We start from the raw sequence: 17,605 nt of genomic DNA, 5'->3' as shown, positions 1-17,605 counted from the left end.
CAGTCATCCTCCACTTTATGCAAAAATATCACTTCGCTGGATATAAGCAATCACATCCCCTTTATTGACCACATCCCCTTGCTTGGCACAGACTTCCACCACACGTCCGGTAAATCCGGTCCATATCTTCTCGTATTCGCCCCACGGCGTAGAGATGTAGCAGAACACCTCATCATGCTGGTACTTGCGTCCGATGAAAGGAGCAGAAGAAGGACCTTCGACGGAAACCTCCCAAAGCACTTGCCCCTTGGAAGGCGCGATTATCGGGTCTGCCTTGGCACGCTTCAGCTTCTTGATTTCTTCTTCCGAGTATCCGTTTTTGGCCATCGCCGCATCCTTGGCACGCTGCAGGTCATCCTCAAAACGTTTCTTGGCAACGCCGGATTTATAGTCGCGATACTGCCGGTCGTGCATGGCAAGCTCGAAGAGTTCCTCGTCATCATCGCCATATTCCCAACCGTTTTCGTCCATCTCTTTCCGGTATGTATCCAGAGCATCCGGGTAGTTCAGCTGCGGGTCCGTATCCACGAACTCAAAGCCTTTGGACTTAGCCAGTTCCACTATCTCGGGCGCTAAAGTACCGGGGAGGCGTCCACTCTTGCCCAGAATCATGTCCCACGTATGGTTGTCTATCATCGTCCAACGCTCCTCTCCCTTTACCTGCTGCATGAGGTTCATCAAAGCCACATTCTTCACATACTGGCTGAAAGGAGTCACCAAAGGAGGATAACCCAGCTTGGGCCATACATATTCCACTTCGTCGAACAGCATGACGAGCAGGTCGTCCAGACTGAGTTCCGGCTCGTTCTTACCGCGCAGTATCATGTTGATGCCGGAATGCACTCCCTTCAAGTCGGCCATCATGGAGCCCATCATGCCACCCGGCAAACCGCACTTCAGCAAGAGTGAGGACATATGTTTATTGGTGGGGTCCATGAAATAACCCAAGAAATCGTCAATGAACTCCTGCGTCATGGCACGGGCTTTCATGTAGGCTTTCATGTTTATGTCGGGCACTTGGAAACTCAGGTCTTTCAGCATGGCCTGCACGGAGATGATGTCCGGATGAACCTTGCCCCACGACATGGGTTCCATCGCCACATCGATGATGTCGGCACCGTTCTCACAGACTTCGAGAATGGAAGCCATGGAAAGTCCGGGACCGCTATGCCCGTGGTATTGTATCAGCACATCGGGGTGCTTCTCCTTAATGGTTCTGACAAGCTGTCCCAGCATACCCGGACGTCCGATGCCCGCCATATCCTTCAAGCAGATTTCAGGTGCCCCGGCTTCAATCAACCGGTCGGCAATACTGGCATAGTATTCCACCGTATGGACGGGAGAATACGTGATGCAGAGCGTAGCCTGCGGTATCATGCCCGCTTCCAGAGCATATTTGATAGAAGGAATTATATTCCGCGTCTCGTTCAATCCGCAGAAGATACGGGTAATGTCCACACCCTGGGCATGCTTCACCTTGTACATCAGCCGGCGCACATCTGCCGGAACGGGATACATGCGCAGTGCATTTAGCCCGCGGTCGAGCATATGCATCTGTATGCCTGCTTCCCTAAAAGGTGCGGTAAAGGCGCGTACAGCCTTGTTGGGATTTTCACCATACAGAAGGTTTACCTGCTCAAAAGCTCCTCCGTTTGTTTCAACGCGTGCAAAACAACCCATTTCAACTATCAACGGAGCAATACGTACCAACTGGTCTACCCGGGGTTGATACTTACCGGACGACTGCCACATGTCCCGGTAAACAAGACTGAATTTAATTTCCTTTTTCATCATAGTCAATAATAAGAGATTTTCCTTCGGTTAACTTAACATATACAAATATAAAGGATTATTCTGACATATAGTCAAGAATAACCCTTAAAAATTCATCATAAGCAATATGTTATATATCATATTGCTACTATCAAATTATTATCAGATGAAATCTTTCAATTCATCCTGCAACTTCTGGCGCGTAAAGAAGATGCGGCTTTTCACCGTTCCGAGCGGAAGGCCGAGGCGTTCGGCAATCTCGCGGTACTTGAAACCGGACACATGCATGGAGAAAGGGACTTTATAGTCGCGTGGAAGGGCATTGACGATGCGATGCATTTCTTTCAGGTCGTAGGCACCCTCGGTACTGGCAAAACCAGAGTCCTGGGGCATGCTGAGGTGATACTGATTGTCCGTCTGGTCCACAAAAGTCTGTTCGCGAACTATTTTCCGGTAATTATTGATAAAGATGTTGCGCATAATGGTATACATCCAACCTCTGAAATTGGTGTCGGGTTCAAATTTGTCTTCGTTATCCAAAGCCTTGAGAGATGTCTCTTGCAACAAATCATTCGCTTCTTCCCGGTCGGCTGTCAACTTGTATGCAAAGCGAAGCAGTTCTTCTTGCACTGCAAGCAAATCTTTTCTAAAACTGTAAGTATTCATACTTTGCTCAATTTTTAAATAGTTAATAATGGTTTAGGTTTTACGATTGCAAGTATAAGGAAGATTTGAAGCCCCGGGGGACGGAATACGGTTTTTATTAGGGGTGAAAACTATCATTTGACAGTTTACACCCCCCTCTCTGATAGTTTACGGGTGATATTATATACTGAAAACTATCATTTTTCCGAAGATTTCGTAAATGTTACGTGATTTTTTTATAGCTTTGCCTACATATAGGAAAACACTTTTATTACATAAAAACACTTTATTTTATGAAATCATTTCAATTTAAGTCACTTCTTCTGCTGACTACCCTTATCATTTCCCTGCCCTCCTTCGGACAAGGACTGAAGGCGTTCAAGCTGAAGAACGGTCTTTCCGTATATATATGGGAAGATGAATCCAAATCGGACGTGTTCGGACTGGTAGGCGTACGTGCCGGTTCCATCAACGACCCCGAAGAGTACACGGGACTTGCACACTACCTGGAGCACGTCATGTTTAAAGGAACAGACAAGATAGGCGCGCTGAACTGGACGGAAGAAGAACCGATCTACAAGGAAATCATCGCCAAGTACGACCAGATGGCCGAAGAAGCCGACCCGGCAAAAAAAGAAGCCATCAGCAAGGAAATCAATGAGCTGACCGTCAAAGCTGGAAAATTGGGACTTCCCAACGAATACTCCAACCTGATGGAAAGCATGGGTGCCAAAGGGGTGAATGCAGGCACCTACTATGACTGGACCTTCTATCACAGCTCCTTCCCTGCCTATCAGATAAACAAATGGCTGGAAATTTCCTCACAACGTTTCCTGCATCCCGTATTCCGTTCCTTCCAGTCGGAGCTGGAAAACGTGTACGAAGAATATAACCGTTCACAAGATGACCAGGGACGTGCACAGAACCAGTTCGTGATGGAGAAAGCTTTTGAGGGACATCCTTATTCCCGTTCCATCATCGGCCTGCCCGAACATCTGAAGAATCCCCGCCTGAGCAAGCTGATTGAATTTTACGAACAATGGTATGTCCCCGAAAACATGGTACTGGTACTCGTAGGAAACATCAAAGCCCAACAAATCAGCGGACGCATCAATGCCGCCTTTGGACGTCTGGCTGCTAAACCCTCACCCGAGCGCAAGGTCTACCAGAACCTCGAAATAAAGGGCCGCAAACAGTATTCGGCTAAAGTAGGATTCTACCCGCAAGTGGCAATGGTATTCAATGGAGTACCTGCCGGACATCCCGACGAAGACGCTCTGGACATCGCCCTGGCACTGCTGAACAACAACAGTCAGACCGGAACTATGGACAAGCTGGTACTGGACGGTGAACTGACCAGCGCCGGAGCCTACACCCGTACTTTCCGCGAACAAGGACGCGCCATCGTAGCGGCCATTCCCCTCTACGACGAAAACCAGCGCCGTTTCGAGTCGACCAAGAGCGCCGAAAAGAAAGCCTTGAAAGCCATCCAGCAAATCGCCAACGGAGAATTCGAGGACTGGAAAATTGATGCCATCAAAGCCGAGAAATGCCGCCAGTTCGACCTGGAAATGGAGTCGAACGAGGACAAGGCCATGATACTGATGAACGCCTTCTACAACGAGCAGGACTTGGGCGACATACTCAATTACAAGGACAAGATTATGGCCATCACCACTGACGACATCAAGCGAGTAGCCAAGAAATATCTGTCAGACAATTACCTGGCCCTATATATCGAAAAAGGAAAGCCTGACAAGAACGCCAAGATTGAGAAGCCGGGTTACAAACCCGTAGAACCTCCGATAGGAAAAGAATCGCTCTATGCAACACAATTCAAAAACCTGCCCATCGGACAGATGGAGGAGAAATTCGCAGACTACGGCGAAGTGCAAATCAAGCAACTGAACGACCGTTCAAAGATGTACTACACACCCAACAAGGAGAATAACGTATTCCAGTTGGTTGTACAATACGGAGCCGGTGAACGCGAATTCCCAAAACTTGGCTATGCCGCCCAGTTGATGAACAACGCAGGCATCATGGGGGCCTACGAACCGCAAGAGTTGAAAGAAGAACTCAGCAAGCTGAACGCAACCTGCCACGTGACAGCCGATGATGACAACCTCTACATCATCATGGAGGGCTACGAAGCCACCCTGCCGCAAGCCTGCCAGCTACTTTCACGCCAGATTTTGATGCCAAAACTGGACGAAAAGCAACTGGCACGTCTGAAAGGTTCGGCAATGGGTATGCGCCAGCAGCGCAAAGACAACGTCAGCATCCTGAACGAAGCACTGCGGCAGTACATGCTCTACGGAGAGAAATCAGACTACATCAAGGAACTGACCGACAAGGAGATTTACGAATTACAGATTTCAGAACTGACGGGCGACATCAACCGCGCCTCCAACTACGAGGCAAAAGTGTTCTTCACCGGAACACTCCCCTTCGACCAAGTATACGATATCCTGAGCAAGAACCTCCCATTGGTGGCCAACGAACGCCCGTCCAACTCCCCACAGGCAAAGGACATGATGCCGGTGACCGAAAACACCGTCTACTTCCTGCCTAACAACGATGCAGAACAAGCCCAAATCCACCTCTACATCCCGATGCAGAAGGCTGACAAAAAGGACGACGTGCTGCGTAGCGCATTCAACCAATACTTCGGTCTTGACTTCACCGGCATCGTTCTGAACGAAATCCGCGAAAAACGCTCCATGGCCTATACAGCCTACGCATTCGTCGGCACGCAAGGCATAGCCGGAAAAGCAAGCTATCTGCGCGGCTACATCGGTACCCAGAACGACAAGGCAAACGATGCATTGGACGTACTGATGGGTCTCGTCAACGACATGCCGAAAAATCCGGAACGTATCGACAACATCAAGAGCTACCTCCGCCAAGCCATGCTGACCAGTCACCCCAGCTTCCGCAACAAAGCCATGGAACTGGTAGACTTGGGCTACAGAGGCTACACAGACGACCCAGCAAAGGAAAACCTGCCGAAAGTAGATGCACTGACCTTTGACGACATCGTGAAATTCTACGAAGAGAACATCAAAGACAAACCTTACTGCATTTCCATCATGGGCAACCCAAAGAACATTGACCTGAAGCGACTGGAAAAATTCGGCAAGGTAGTGAAACTGAACGAACGCAAACTTTTCAACACGAAGGATGCATTGTTCTAACCTTGTTTTATCCCTTTAGCAATCCCATCCTCCTTCCCCCTTATCAGGGGAACGAGGAATATGAAAGATTCCCCGACATTTCGGTTGCAAATGCCGGGGAATCTTATTTTTAACACCTGAAGTTCTTTTGCACATTGCCCGGAATTTCACCGGAAAATCCCTGAGATTCTCAGACAGCAGATAACGGACTACCCTTCCTGCTCCTCCTCATTGCCCGAAAGGATAGGCAGGCAAATCCTATACTTCACCGCCAGTATGCGAGTAACGAACACCGTCACACCGCCCACAATCTGACACACGAAAGACTCCATCCCCAGAAGATGGCACATCCAGTAGAAGGTCCCTCCTACCACACAAGCCATCGCATAAATCTCCTTCCGGAATATCAGCGGAATTTCGTTAATGAATACGTCACGTATCACACCTCCCGCAGCCCCGGTGATGCTGCCCATAATGATGGCCACCCAAAAGGGATAGCCCAGCGCGATGCTCTTGCCCACGCCGACCACCGTGAACAGTGCCAGGCCAATACTGTCGAATATGAAGAACGTATTGTGCAGATGGATGAGATGTTTACCGAAGAGGATGACCCACAACAAGGCCAGTCCGGTACAAATCAAGTAAATGGGATCCGTCATCCAGCCCGGGGTGACGTCCAGCAACAGGTCGCGTATCGTACCGCCGCCAATGGCCGTCACAAAACCCACCACATACGCTCCAAACCAGTCGAACCGCTTGGCCGAGGCCAGGCGTATGCCACTGATGGCAAAGGCAAATGTGCCAATGAAATCGAGTATCTGAACAAATGTTGGCATTATCACTTTGAGAATTAAAAATTAAAAATTATAAATTAAACATTGAATAAGTGTGTATTTTCAACAGACACTCTGAAAATAATAGGCAAAGTAACAAATAATTTCCCTAAGAAAACGTATTTTTGTCGTATCATTTTTCACCAACTACGACAATGAGAATAACAATCGTATCGGGCGCACGCCCCAACTTCATGAAAATAGCCCCCATCTGCCGCGCCATCGACGCCGCCAGAGAGGCAGGAAAGAACATCTCCTACCGCATCGTCTACACCGGTCCGCAGGATGACACCAGCCTGGATGCCTCGCTCTTCTCCGACCTTTCCATGAGGAAACCGGATGCCTACCTCGGTGTCACCGGACACAACCACTCGCAGGTGGCAGCCTCCATCATGCTCGCCTTCGAGCGGGAGTTGGACGGGCATCCGGCACAAGTCGTACTGGTGGTAGATGACATGACCGCCACTATGAGCTGCTCCATCGTCGCCAAGAAGCGCGGACTGAAGGTGGCGCACGTCATAGCCGGCACACGCTCTTTCGACATGAACATGCCCCGCGAGGTGAACCGCACCATCGTGGACGCCATTTCCGACTATCTCTTCACCGCCGGCATGGTGGCCAACCGCAACCTCAACCAGGAGGGCATGATACCCGAATATATCCACTACGTGGGCAACATACTGATTGACACCATCCGTTTCAACCGCCACCGCCTGGTGCAGCCCATGTGGTTCTCCAGCCTCGGCCTGCGGAAAGGGAACTACCTGCTGCTCACCCTCAACCGCCGCGACCTGCTGGAGAAGAAAGCCGTACTGCACTCCCTGCTCCAGACCGTCATCGAGAAGGCCGACGGCATGCCTATCGTCGCCCCGCTGCACCCCTACGTGCAAAAGGCGGTGAAGTCGCTGGAAGTGAATGCTCCCAACCTGCACATCCTGCCTCCGCAGAGCTACCTGCACTTCGGATTCCTCATCAACCAGGCACGGGGCATCGTCACCGACTCGGGAAACATCGCCGAAGAAGCTACCTTCCTCGACGTCCCCTGCATCACCCTCAATACCTATGCCGAGCATCCCGAAACCTGGCGCATCGGTACCAACGAACTGGTAGGCGAAAATTCCTTCGCCCTCTCCGCCTCGCTCGACAAGCTGCTGCACGGAGAATGGAAGCACACCACCCTGCCCGACCGCTGGGACGGACGAACGGCGGAACGCATCGTACAGACACTACTGAACGGCAACAATTCATAATCCTCCATAAATTCTATCCCAAGCTTGCAAACGTCTATCCCAAACCTACGGACGCTTATCCCAAGCTTGGGTCTTTCTATCCCAAGGCTTGGGATAGAACTTTCTCCATACGTTGTGCAACTTTATCCTTTATATCCGGCAACTTTTCTATAAGGATTCTGTACGTTTTTTATCTGTATCCGGCAAACAAGACATACGACTTTCACGTTCATTTAACCATATCTCCCGTTTCTTTAGTCTATATTTGCTTCTTGATTAACCTTAATTTGTTAACTTTGCGCCCGAATTATCTGTAACTTATGAAGCAAAGATATACAATTTACGCCCTTTTCCTGCTGTCACTGTTCGTCTCCATCAGCGCATCCGCCCAGATAAAGGGTGTCATCACAGACTCCCTCACGAACGAACCGCTGATGTACATCACCGTACAGTATGAAGGGAAAGGTGTAGGCGGCATCTCCAACGCAAACGGTGAATACCAGGTGGAAACCCGCAAAGGCTGGGATGAGCTGACGTTCTCCGCCGTAGGCTATATCACCAAGAAAGTAAAACTGAAACCCGGCACCCGGGTGCTGAACGTCAAACTGCAATCGGATGACATCATGCTCTCCGAGGTCGTGGTGAAGCCCAAAAAGGAGAAATATTCCCGCAAGAACAACCCCGCCGTGGAGTTCATGAAGAAGGTCATCGAGAACAAGAAGGCACTGAAACTGGAAGAGAACGACTACTACCAGTACCAGAAGTACGAAAAGATGAAGATGTCGCTCAACGACGTCACCCCTGACAAAATGGAGAAAGGCATCTACAAGAAATTCTCCTTCTTCAAAGACCAGGTGGAGGTATCACCCAAGACCAACAAAATGATTCTACCCATCTCCATCAAGGAGACGGCCAGCAAGACCATTTTCCGTAAAAACCCCAAGAGCGAAAAGACCATCATCGAAGGTATGAACTCCACCGGTATCGAAGAGTTCTTCAACACCGGAGACATGCTGGGGACCATCCTTACGGACGTATTCTCCGACATCAACATCTACGACGACGACATCCGCCTGCTGCAACGCCGCTTCGTCAGCCCCATCGGCCGCGGAGCCATCAGCTTCTACAAATACTATCTGATGGACACGCTCATGGTGGATAAGCAGGAGTGCGTGCACCTCACCTTCGTTCCGCAGAACCCGCAGGACTTCGGCTTCACGGGGCACCTCTACGTGGTGAAGGACTCCACCTATGCCGTGAAGAAATGTACCATGAACCTGCCCAAGAAGACAGGTGTCAACTTCGTGGAAAACCTCGACATCGTGCAGCAGTTCGAACAACTGCCCGACAGCAACTGGGTGCTGACCGACGACGACATGACCGTGGAACTGCACTTCGTGAAAGGTATTCAAGGCCTGGAAGTGCAACGGACCACCAAATACACCGACTATCAGTTCACGGAGATAGAGCCCCGTCTCTTCCGCCTGAAAGGAAACGTCATCAAGGAGGCGAACATGCTTGCCAAGAGCGACGAGTATTGGGCGAAAGTGCGCCAAGTGCCCCTCACCAAGAAGGAGAGCACGATGGACGTATTCATGAACCGCATCGAACAGATTCCCGGCTTCAAGTACGTCATCTTCGGGGCGAAAGCCTTGATTGAGAACTTCGTGGAAACGGGCAGCAAGAACCATCCCAGCAAGTTCGACTTCGGTCCTATCAATACAATGATAACCAGCAACTACGTCAACGGCACGCGCTTCCGTCTGAGCGGTATGACAACCGGTAACCTCGACCCGCATTGGAGCCTGAGCGGTTACGGCGCCTACGGAACCAAGGACAAGAAATGGTTCTACTCCGGGCAGGTGGCCTACTCCTTCAACAAACGCGAATACGTATTGTGGGAGTTCCCGAAGCACTACATCGCCTTCAAGTACACCTACGACGTGATGTCTCCCATGGACAAGTACCTCGCCACGGACAAGGACAACTTATTTGTCGGCTGGAAATGGACCACGGTAGACCAGATGTCCTACATGCGCGATGCCACGCTGACCTACGAGCTGGAGACCAATACCGGCTTCTCCGTCCAGGCCATGGCACGCCACCGCAACGACCAGCCTGCGGGGCAACTGCAATACTGGAAGAACAACGGAGAAACACCCGGACAGTGGGATGAAAAGAATACGCTGGTGCACGACATCACCACTACCGAGCTGGGTGTGACCCTGCGTTACGCTCCCGGCGAAACCTTCGTCAACACCAAACAGCGCCGCGTGCCCGTATCGTTGGATGCGCCCACCTTCACCCTCTCCCACACCGCCGGATTCAAGGGCGTGCTGGGTGGAGAGTACAACTTCAACCTGACGGAAGCCAGCATCCGGAAGCGCTTCTGGCTCGGCTCGTGGGGCAAGCTGGACGTAACGGCACGTGCCGGTGCGCAATGGAACACCGTTCCCTTCCCCCTGCTGAACCTACCGATGGCAAACCTCTCGTACATCACGCAGAACAACGAGTCCTTCAACCTCATCAACAACATGGAGTTCCTGAACGACCGTTACGCCTCCCTCAACCTAAGCTACGACATGAACGGAAAACTCTTCAACCGCATCCCGCTCATCAAGAAGCTGAAGTGGCGTGAGATGTTCCGCATCCGTGGCCTGTGGGGCACGCTGACGGACAAGAACAACCCATACAAGAGCAACAATCCCGACTTGTTCCTCTTCCCCATGCGCGACGGTGTACCCACCAGCCACGTCATGGGCAAGACTCCCTATGTGGAAGCCAGTGTAGGTATCTACAATATCTTCAAGCTGCTCCACATAGAATATGTACGCCGACTGACCTATACGGATATACCGGGAGTGAAGAAGGGCGGTATACGCTTCATGATATTAATGATTTTTTAAGAGTTACATACTATGCAACCATTAGCAGAACGGCTTAGACCAAGAACATTAGATGAATATATCGGTCAGAAACATTTAGTGGGACCGGGTGCAGTGCTGCGTAAGATGATTGATGCAGGACGTATCTCTTCGTTTATCTTATGGGGCCCTCCGGGAGTGGGAAAGACAACCCTGGCACAGATTATCGCCAACAAGCTGGAAACCCCTTTCTATACACTTAGTGCCGTGACCAGCGGTGTGAAGGATGTACGCGACGTGATAGAGCGTGCCAAGAGCAACCGCTTCTTCTCGCAAGCCAGTCCCATCCTCTTCATCGACGAGATACACCGTTTCAGCAAGTCGCAGCAAGACTCGCTGTTGGGAGCCGTGGAGCAAGGCACCGTGACGCTGATAGGCGCCACCACGGAGAACCCTTCGTTCGAGGTCATCCGCCCGCTACTATCCCGCTGCCAGCTCTATACCCTGAAGTCACTGGAGAAGGACGACCTGCTGGAACTGCTGCAACGCGCCATCACCACGGACACCGTGCTGAAGGAACGGAAAATAGAACTGAAAGAAACCACTGCCATGCTCCGCTTCAGCGGAGGAGACGCCCGCAAGCTGCTCAACATCCTCGAACTGGTGATAGATTCCGAAGCCACCGATCCTGTCCTCATCACGGATGACATGGTGACCGAACGCCTTCAACAGAACCCTCTTGCTTACGACAAGGACGGCGAGATGCACTACGACATCATCTCCGCTTTCATCAAATCCATTCGCGGCAGCGACCCGGATGGCGCCATCTACTGGCTGGCACGCATGGTAGAAGGCGGTGAAGACCCTGCCTTCATAGCCCGCCGCCTCGTCATCTCTGCCTCCGAAGACATCGGACTGGCCAACCCCAACGCGCTGCTGCTTGCCAACGCCTGCTTCGACACGCTGATGAAAGTGGGATGGCCCGAAGGACGTATCCCCCTGGCAGAAGCCACCATATACCTCGCCACCAGTCCTAAGAGCAATTCAGCCTATATGGCCATCAACAATGCCCTGGAACTGGTACGCGAAACGGGCAACCTCCCCGTCCCCCTGCACCTACGCAATGCGCCCACCAAGCTGATGAAGCAGTTGGGCTACGGCGAGAAGTATAAGTACGCCCACGACTACCCCGGCAACTTCGTCAAGCAGCAATTCCTGCCCGACGAACTGAAAGACCGCCGCATCTGGGAACCACAACTCAACCCTGCCGAGCAAAAGCATAAGGAACGGATGCAGCAACTCTGGGGAGAGGAAAAGAAATGGTAAACTATCAATTCAAATTAAAAATTGAAAATTAGAGATTAAAAGTCGGATACAGAAAATCCCCACAACAAATAACTCATAACTCATAACTCCATGAATATAGTAGTATTAGACGGCTATGCCGCCAACCCCGGCGACCTCTGCTGGGACGAATTGCAAGCCTTGGGCGAGTGCACCATCTACGACCGCACCGCCCCTGCGGAAGTATTGGAACGCGCTGCTGGTGCAGAAATCTTGCTGACCAACAAAACTGTACTCACCGCTGAACACATGGCGGCACTGCCCGAACTGAAGTATATCGGTGTGCTGGCCACCGGATATAACATCGTAGACACCGCTGCCGCCAAAGAACGCGGAATCATCGTCACCAATATTCCCGCCTACAGCACCGACTCCGTAGCCCAAATGGTCTTTGCCCACATCCTAAACATCACCCAGCAAGTGCAACACCACTCCGAAGAGGTGCACCGGGGCCGCTGGACAGCAAGCAAGGACTTCTGTTTCTGGGACACGCCGCTCATCGAACTGCGCGAAAAGAAGCTCGGAATCGTAGGCCTGGGTCACACCGGCTTCACCACCGCCCGCATCGCCATCGGCTTCGGTATGAAGGCATGCGCCTACACCTCCAAGACCCACTTCCAGCTTCCTCCCGAAATCCGCAAGATGGAGCTGGACGAGCTGTTCCGCGAATGTGACATCATCAGCCTGCACTGTCCCCTCACCGACTCCACCCGCGAGATGGTAAATGCAGAACGGCTCCGACTGATGAAGCCCACCGCCATCCTCATCAATACCGGACGCGGCCCGCTCATCAACGAACAAGACCTTGCCAATGCACTTAACAACGGCACCATCTATGCCGCCGGCGTAGACGTACTCTCGCAGGAGCCTCCCCGTGCCGACAATCCGCTGCTCTCCGCCCGCAACTGCTATATCACTCCGCACATTGCCTGGGCAAGCACCGCCGCGCGCGAACGCCTCATGCAGATTATGCTCGAGAACATCAAGGCCTACCAAGACGGCAAGCCGGTGAACGTAGTGAATAAATAACAGACATTACAGCATCTCTTCGCTGTATATCCCGGTGGAAGAGATACTGTAACAAGCTCTGCATGGCAGGGTACCATAACAAAACAAACAAGCAAACAACATGGGAAAGTCTGCCGTAAAAGGTCTGTTCTACATCTGTCTGATAGCAGCGACATTCGTCTTGGCCACCATCACCATAGTAGCAGCCTTCTCAGGAAATGTAGCTCCGGTCGATTCCGTCATCATGCCATTACTGGGGCTGGCAGTGCCCGTACTCCTGATTGTCAATCTGATAACGGCACTCTGCTGGGCATTGGCCCGTAAGCGCTGGGCACTGGTTCCGCTGGTGGCATTCTTCTGCAACTGGGGATATCTGACGTCTGTCTTCCAGCTCCACCTGCCGAAAGACAAGACCCCGGCAGGCAAGTATCTGAAGATAGCCACCTACAACATACACAACTTTGGAGGTGAGATTACCGGTTATTCCTGCAAGGAGATAGCCCGGTACATGCAGCAGGAGGGCGTGGATGTGCTGTGCTTCCAGGAGTTCGGAGACAACAGTGACTTCCCCACAGACAGCATACGGCGCGTACTCTCGCATTGGTCACACGCACTCATCCCTTCTGAAGACTCCGTCAAGGGCGTACTGCCTATCGCCGTATTCAGCCGCTATCCATTGGCGAACCACCGTTTCATCACTTACCAGCACAGCTCCAACTGTAGCATGATGTGCGATGTAGTGATGGGTACGGATACCATACGTCTGATAAACAACCACCTGCAGACCACCAGCGTTAGCCAGAAGCGCAGGAAGTGGGAACGCGAGCTGGCCACCGACGACACCCGCCGCGAAGTCCAGGCAGCCAAAGATGCCGCAGGCACCCTGCACGAAAACTTCATGAAGCGGGCCACGCAGACTTACGTCATCAGCCACTACGCCAAGACCAGCCCCTATCCCGTGCTGCTATGCGGCGACTTCAACTCAATACCTTCCTCCTACACCTACCATCATTTGAGGAAAACCCTCAAAGACGGATTCCGCACTGCCGGAAACGGATACATGTACACCTACCGCTATGCTAAACGCATGTTGCGTATTGACTACATCTTCCACTCCCCCAGCCTAAAGGGTATCGAATACTACTCTCCAGACCTGGATTTGTGCAGCGACCACAATCCAGTGATTATGGAGGTTGAAATACAATAAAGTAAAGAAAGCCAAAAACAATAAGGGCTGTCCCGGAAATCCCGGAACAGCCCTTGCCTTATCATATTCCGCCATTCAACGGAGGTTATCTGCACCCGATTAGTTGAACACGTAACGGATACCGACTTGCAGTTTCCAGCATTCGCTGTAGTTCTGATAGGTGTCGTAAGTCTTGGTAGGATATTCACCGTTCACCTTATACATGGAGAATACCGGAGTCAGGTCAGTGGCGCTCTTCACCCCTTCATACTTCAGGATTCGGTTGCTGTTGGAAACGGTGTTGGTCTTGGAGATACCCCATTTGGAGTTGATGAGGTTACCCACGTTCATGATGTCGAAACTCAACTGGAAGCAATGCTTGGTCTTGCCAATCTTGAATTCGAAGTCCTCCAGCAGACGGAAATCGAAACGGTGTACCCACGGAGCGCGAGCGGCATAAGCCTCAGCATACTGTCCTTTGTGATTCTTCAGGTACGAATCCTGCTCTACGAATTTCCAGAAAGCAACGCGGTCTTCCTCTGTCTTGAAGTTGATTTCACTATCATCTTTCGGAATATACATCAGGTCGTTGTTGATGCCGTCGCCGTTCATGTCGTTGGTGTAGCAGAAGCTGTAACCGCCGGAAGAATAACCGGAATAGAACAGATTCAGGTGTGTGCCGCGAAGCAGGCCTTTGTGTCTGAAGGGAATGTAGTAGCCCACAGAAGCAATCACCTTATCGGGAACCACATACTGTGACCGTTGTGCATCCACATAATTGGAACCATCAATCGTGTTCAATCCCTGCCAAGTGGAGATAGGGTCGCTGCCCGGAAGACCGGAAACTTCTTTGGACTCCGTGTGCGTATAGGCCAGCATCAGCATCAAGTCATCCACCGGCTGGGCATTCACCGTGATGTTTGCCGTATAGCCGTAGCCTTTGGATGTATTGTCGAGTACCACGGCATTCTTGCCATTGTAATGCACGAAGTCGCCTGCATATTTCACATTCTTGTCGGGGTTGTCATAAAGAGAATAAGAGTACACCATGCGGTTATCCGCACCATTGAAACGTTGCATACCCGTATGCAGCAGTTCCGTAGTTGTCACGTCTTTTCCATCAGCGCCCTTGACGGTGGTCAGCTTATTGTACTTCCATTCGTCGGGGTTCTTGATATTGATGTTGTTGATGGTAACGGCATTCACATTCTTCGTGAACATGAACTCTCCCGTCACGGTCAAGGGGAAAGATACGGGTACCTGATAGTCCACCGCGATAGACGACTTCCACACCTGCGGCATCTTGAAGTCCTGAGCCACACCGGAAATCTTGCTTCCCGCCACGTGTTTCTCAATCGTGGTGGGGAGGTTGAACTTGTCGATTATCTGGTTCATGTCCGTAATCATGCCGCCTGCCAACTGGTCCAGACGGGAATCATGGCCCACCACCTTTCCATTGTCATATTGGGTCTTAAAGGTAACGGAGTTCTGTACCATAGAAGCATTGGTCGGCATATTGGTGAAGAAAACCAACGGCAGACGTCCGGTAAACACACCCGTACCTCCACGTACTTTCAGCGACTTGTCCTTGAACACGTCCCAAACGAAACCTATACGGGGAGAAATCTGCCATCTGGAATCCGGCCACTTGCCAGTGTCGATGTGCTGCCCGTCGAAGTCAAGCTCATAGATGGCATCGTTTCTCTGGAGGTCGTCGTTGTCGAACATCAAGTTGTCGAAACGGATACCGTAGGTCAGTTTCAGACTGTTGCCGAGGTTCCATTCATCCTGGGCATAGAAACCAAGCTGGTTGAAGGTAACCTGAGCATTGGGGTTGGCCACACCGTTGAAGCCATAAGTCAAAGCGAATGATTCGGGAGCTGCGCCACTCAGGAAATCTTCCAGACTGTTATAGCGGTAATATCCCGTACCGTTACGCATATAGGCGTTGTTGGCAAACTGGTGCTCGTAGCTAAGACCTGCCGTCAGCTTGTGGTTACCGGTGAAGAAGGTGAAGTTATCGGTAATGTTCGTAATCTTGTTCTTCACACCGTTGTTGTAGGTGAACAACTCGTAACCGGCGCTCATATACGGTTCCAGAATCTGGTTTCCGTTCTCGTCCTTGCCTGCCATGATGTCGATGAAGGGGAAAGGAGAAGAATTGGTGCCGCGCATGTCCTCTATATTGGTGTAGGTGAACAGCAACTGATTGGAAATCTTATCGGTGAAGCGGCTGTTCAAATCTGTCGCCCAAGACTGCACCTTGTTGTCCATGGAATACATGCTGTTGGCAAACGCCATAGACTGCGTACCTACGCGATAAGTATTGTTCAAGCGATATCCCGTATCGGAAGAGTTACCGTTCGGGGCATTCCAAGCCGTATTCTTCGTATTGTTGTAGCGGAGGCTCAAGCGATGGCGGTCCGTGATGTTCCAGTCGATGCGGGCCAGCAGCTTGGTGTTCTCCTCGTCGGCAGGGAAATTGGTGTAGGAGCCTGCATCATAGCCGTATTTGTCCTTCAGATGGTTGTACACCTTCTCCATGTCCGACTTCAGTGTACGGGACACCATACCTTTCGCATCTTCACCGTCCTCGCGCGCGCGATACTTTATAACCTCTCCCGGAGTCTTCTCTTTTTCGTAGTTCACAAAGAAGAACAACTTGTTCTTGATGATGGGACCACCCAGCGTGAAGCCGTAGGTAGTCTTGGACTCATCGGAACGTGCTCCCAGGTCCTCGCCGTTGATGCGGTTACCGCGCATGTCCTGGTTGCGGTAATAGGTATAGGCAGTACCTCTGAACGTGTTCGTACCACTCTTGGTAATGGCGTTGATGCCGCCGCCTATGAAGTTCGTCTGGCGCACGTCGAAGGGAGCCACCACTACCTGCACCTCTTCGATGGCATCCATGGAGATAGGGTTGCCGCCGCCGGGAAGGTTGGAGCTAAGTCCGAAGTTATTGTTGAAGTTGGCACCGTCGATAGTGAAGTTCGTGGAACGTCCGTCACCGCCGGCAAAACTCATGCCATTAGCATAGGGAGAAAGGCGGGCAATGTCACTGATGCTGCGGTTCACGGTGGGAAGCTGCGTCATCTGTGCAGACGAGATATTGGTAGTGGCACCCGTCTTTTCAGCGGTGAACTTGGTCTTGGCAGCCGTCACAATCACTTCGTTCAGCAACTCGGAAGATTCACTCATCTCTACGTTCAGGTTGTATACCTCACCCAGCTGAAGGGTGATGTCCTTATAAATAACCGTCTGATAGCCGATGTAGGAAATCTCCACCCGGTAGGGACCACCGGTGCGCATACCCTGGATGGAATAGCGTCCGTCAACGTTGGTCACGGTTCCGTAGCGCGAACCGGAAGGCTGGTGAACAGCCTGGACAGTGGCGCCGATAATGGGCTCATTACTTGCATCCGTCACCTTACCTGCCATAGAGGCAGTGGTGACCTGCGCATCTACACCCACGGTGGCCAGTAACAGCAGCACCGTCAGTATAATTCTTACTCTCTTTAACATAATGTCTTTTAAATTAGTTTCTTAA

At 51.4% G+C, this 17,605-nt stretch carries 10 protein-coding genes; 6 read left to right on the top strand and 4 right to left on the bottom strand.

All coding sequences use genetic code 11. The annotated features are described in order from the left end of the window. Positions 1–15: 15 nt before the first annotated feature. Both DWZ03_RS13645 and DWZ03_RS13640 read right to left on the bottom strand, forming a co-directional pair. Positions 16–1,791: a biotin/lipoyl-binding protein gene (locus DWZ03_RS13645; RefSeq protein WP_120130290.1), complete on the bottom strand. Its 1,776-nt coding sequence runs from the start codon at positions 1,789–1,791 to the stop codon at positions 16–18. A 144-nt stretch (positions 1,792–1,935) separates the two neighbouring features. After that, entirely contained in the window at positions 1,936–2,439 is a 504-nt protein-coding gene (locus tag DWZ03_RS13640; RefSeq protein ID WP_005828302.1) for an RNA polymerase sigma factor, read from the bottom strand. Positions 2,440–2,711: 272 nt separating this feature from the next. On the opposite strand from DWZ03_RS13640, the gene DWZ03_RS13635 reads away from it, so the two are divergent. Then, positions 2,712–5,615, top strand: coding sequence for a M16 family metallopeptidase (locus DWZ03_RS13635; RefSeq protein WP_005836442.1), 2,904 nt, complete (start codon positions 2,712–2,714; stop codon positions 5,613–5,615). A 188-nt stretch (positions 5,616–5,803) separates the two neighbouring features. On the opposite strand, the gene DWZ03_RS13630 is transcribed toward DWZ03_RS13635, so the two are convergent. After that, positions 5,804–6,430 (bottom strand): trimeric intracellular cation channel family protein, encoded by a 627-nt coding sequence (locus tag DWZ03_RS13630; RefSeq protein ID WP_005836440.1) that lies wholly within the window; start codon positions 6,428–6,430, stop codon positions 5,804–5,806. A gap of 152 nt (positions 6,431–6,582) precedes the next feature. Between DWZ03_RS13630 and DWZ03_RS13625 the strand changes: the two genes are divergently transcribed. The 5 genes from DWZ03_RS13625 to DWZ03_RS13605 all read left to right on the top strand — a co-directional run bounded on the left by DWZ03_RS13625 (position 6,583) and on the right by DWZ03_RS13605 (position 14,079). Then, positions 6,583–7,677, top strand: coding sequence for a UDP-N-acetyl glucosamine 2-epimerase (locus tag DWZ03_RS13625; RefSeq protein ID WP_057281211.1), 1,095 nt, complete (start codon positions 6,583–6,585; stop codon positions 7,675–7,677). Positions 7,678–7,976: 299 nt separating this feature from the next. Further along, complete coding sequence (locus tag DWZ03_RS13620; protein WP_057281212.1) at positions 7,977–10,562, top strand: DUF5686 and carboxypeptidase-like regulatory domain-containing protein; 2,586 nt, start codon at positions 7,977–7,979, stop codon at positions 10,560–10,562. 12 nt (positions 10,563–10,574) lie between these two features. Further along, on the top strand, positions 10,575–11,846 hold the full coding sequence (locus tag DWZ03_RS13615) for a replication-associated recombination protein A (RefSeq protein WP_005828284.1): 1,272 nt from the start codon (positions 10,575–10,577) through the stop codon (positions 11,844–11,846). Between the two features lie 90 nt (positions 11,847–11,936). Next, complete coding sequence (locus DWZ03_RS13610; RefSeq protein ID WP_120130271.1) at positions 11,937–12,893, top strand: D-2-hydroxyacid dehydrogenase; 957 nt, start codon at positions 11,937–11,939, stop codon at positions 12,891–12,893. Positions 12,894–12,993: 100 nt separating this feature from the next. Continuing rightward, entirely contained in the window at positions 12,994–14,079 is a 1,086-nt protein-coding gene (locus DWZ03_RS13605; protein ID WP_117719853.1) for an endonuclease/exonuclease/phosphatase family protein, read from the top strand. Between the two features lie 99 nt (positions 14,080–14,178). Here the strand turns inward: DWZ03_RS13605 and DWZ03_RS13600 are convergent, their stop codons facing one another. Then, complete coding sequence (locus DWZ03_RS13600) at positions 14,179–17,580, bottom strand: TonB-dependent receptor (RefSeq protein ID WP_120130270.1); 3,402 nt, start codon at positions 17,578–17,580, stop codon at positions 14,179–14,181. Positions 17,581–17,605: the final 25 nt, after the last annotated feature.

Origin of the sequence: Bacteroides sp. AF29-11, assembly GCF_003602895.1 — a bacterium.
In the GTDB taxonomy this organism is placed as follows: domain Bacteria; phylum Bacteroidota; class Bacteroidia; order Bacteroidales; family Bacteroidaceae; genus Bacteroides; species Bacteroides uniformis.
This window is presented reverse-complemented; position numbering and strand designations above follow the sequence as displayed.

Bases quoted from the DNA above. Each gene is read 5' to 3' on its own strand.
- DWZ03_RS13645 (WP_120130290.1), bottom strand. From the start codon at position 1,791: ATGAAAAAGGAAATTAAATTCAGTCTTGTTTACCGGGACATGTGGCAG.
- DWZ03_RS13640 (WP_005828302.1), bottom strand. From the start codon at position 2,439: ATGAATACTTACAGTTTTAGAAAAGATTTGCTTGCAGTGCAAGAAGAA.
- DWZ03_RS13635 (WP_005836442.1), top strand. From the start codon at position 2,712: ATGAAATCATTTCAATTTAAGTCACTTCTTCTGCTGACTACCCTTATC.
- DWZ03_RS13630 (WP_005836440.1), bottom strand. From the start codon at position 6,430: ATGCCAACATTTGTTCAGATACTCGATTTCATTGGCACATTTGCCTTT.
- DWZ03_RS13625 (WP_057281211.1), top strand. From the start codon at position 6,583: ATGAGAATAACAATCGTATCGGGCGCACGCCCCAACTTCATGAAAATA.
- DWZ03_RS13620 (WP_057281212.1), top strand. From the start codon at position 7,977: ATGAAGCAAAGATATACAATTTACGCCCTTTTCCTGCTGTCACTGTTC.
- DWZ03_RS13615 (WP_005828284.1), top strand. From the start codon at position 10,575: ATGCAACCATTAGCAGAACGGCTTAGACCAAGAACATTAGATGAATAT.
- DWZ03_RS13610 (WP_120130271.1), top strand. From the start codon at position 11,937: ATGAATATAGTAGTATTAGACGGCTATGCCGCCAACCCCGGCGACCTC.
- DWZ03_RS13605 (WP_117719853.1), top strand. From the start codon at position 12,994: ATGGGAAAGTCTGCCGTAAAAGGTCTGTTCTACATCTGTCTGATAGCA.
- DWZ03_RS13600 (WP_120130270.1), bottom strand. From the start codon at position 17,580: ATGTTAAAGAGAGTAAGAATTATACTGACGGTGCTGCTGTTACTGGCC.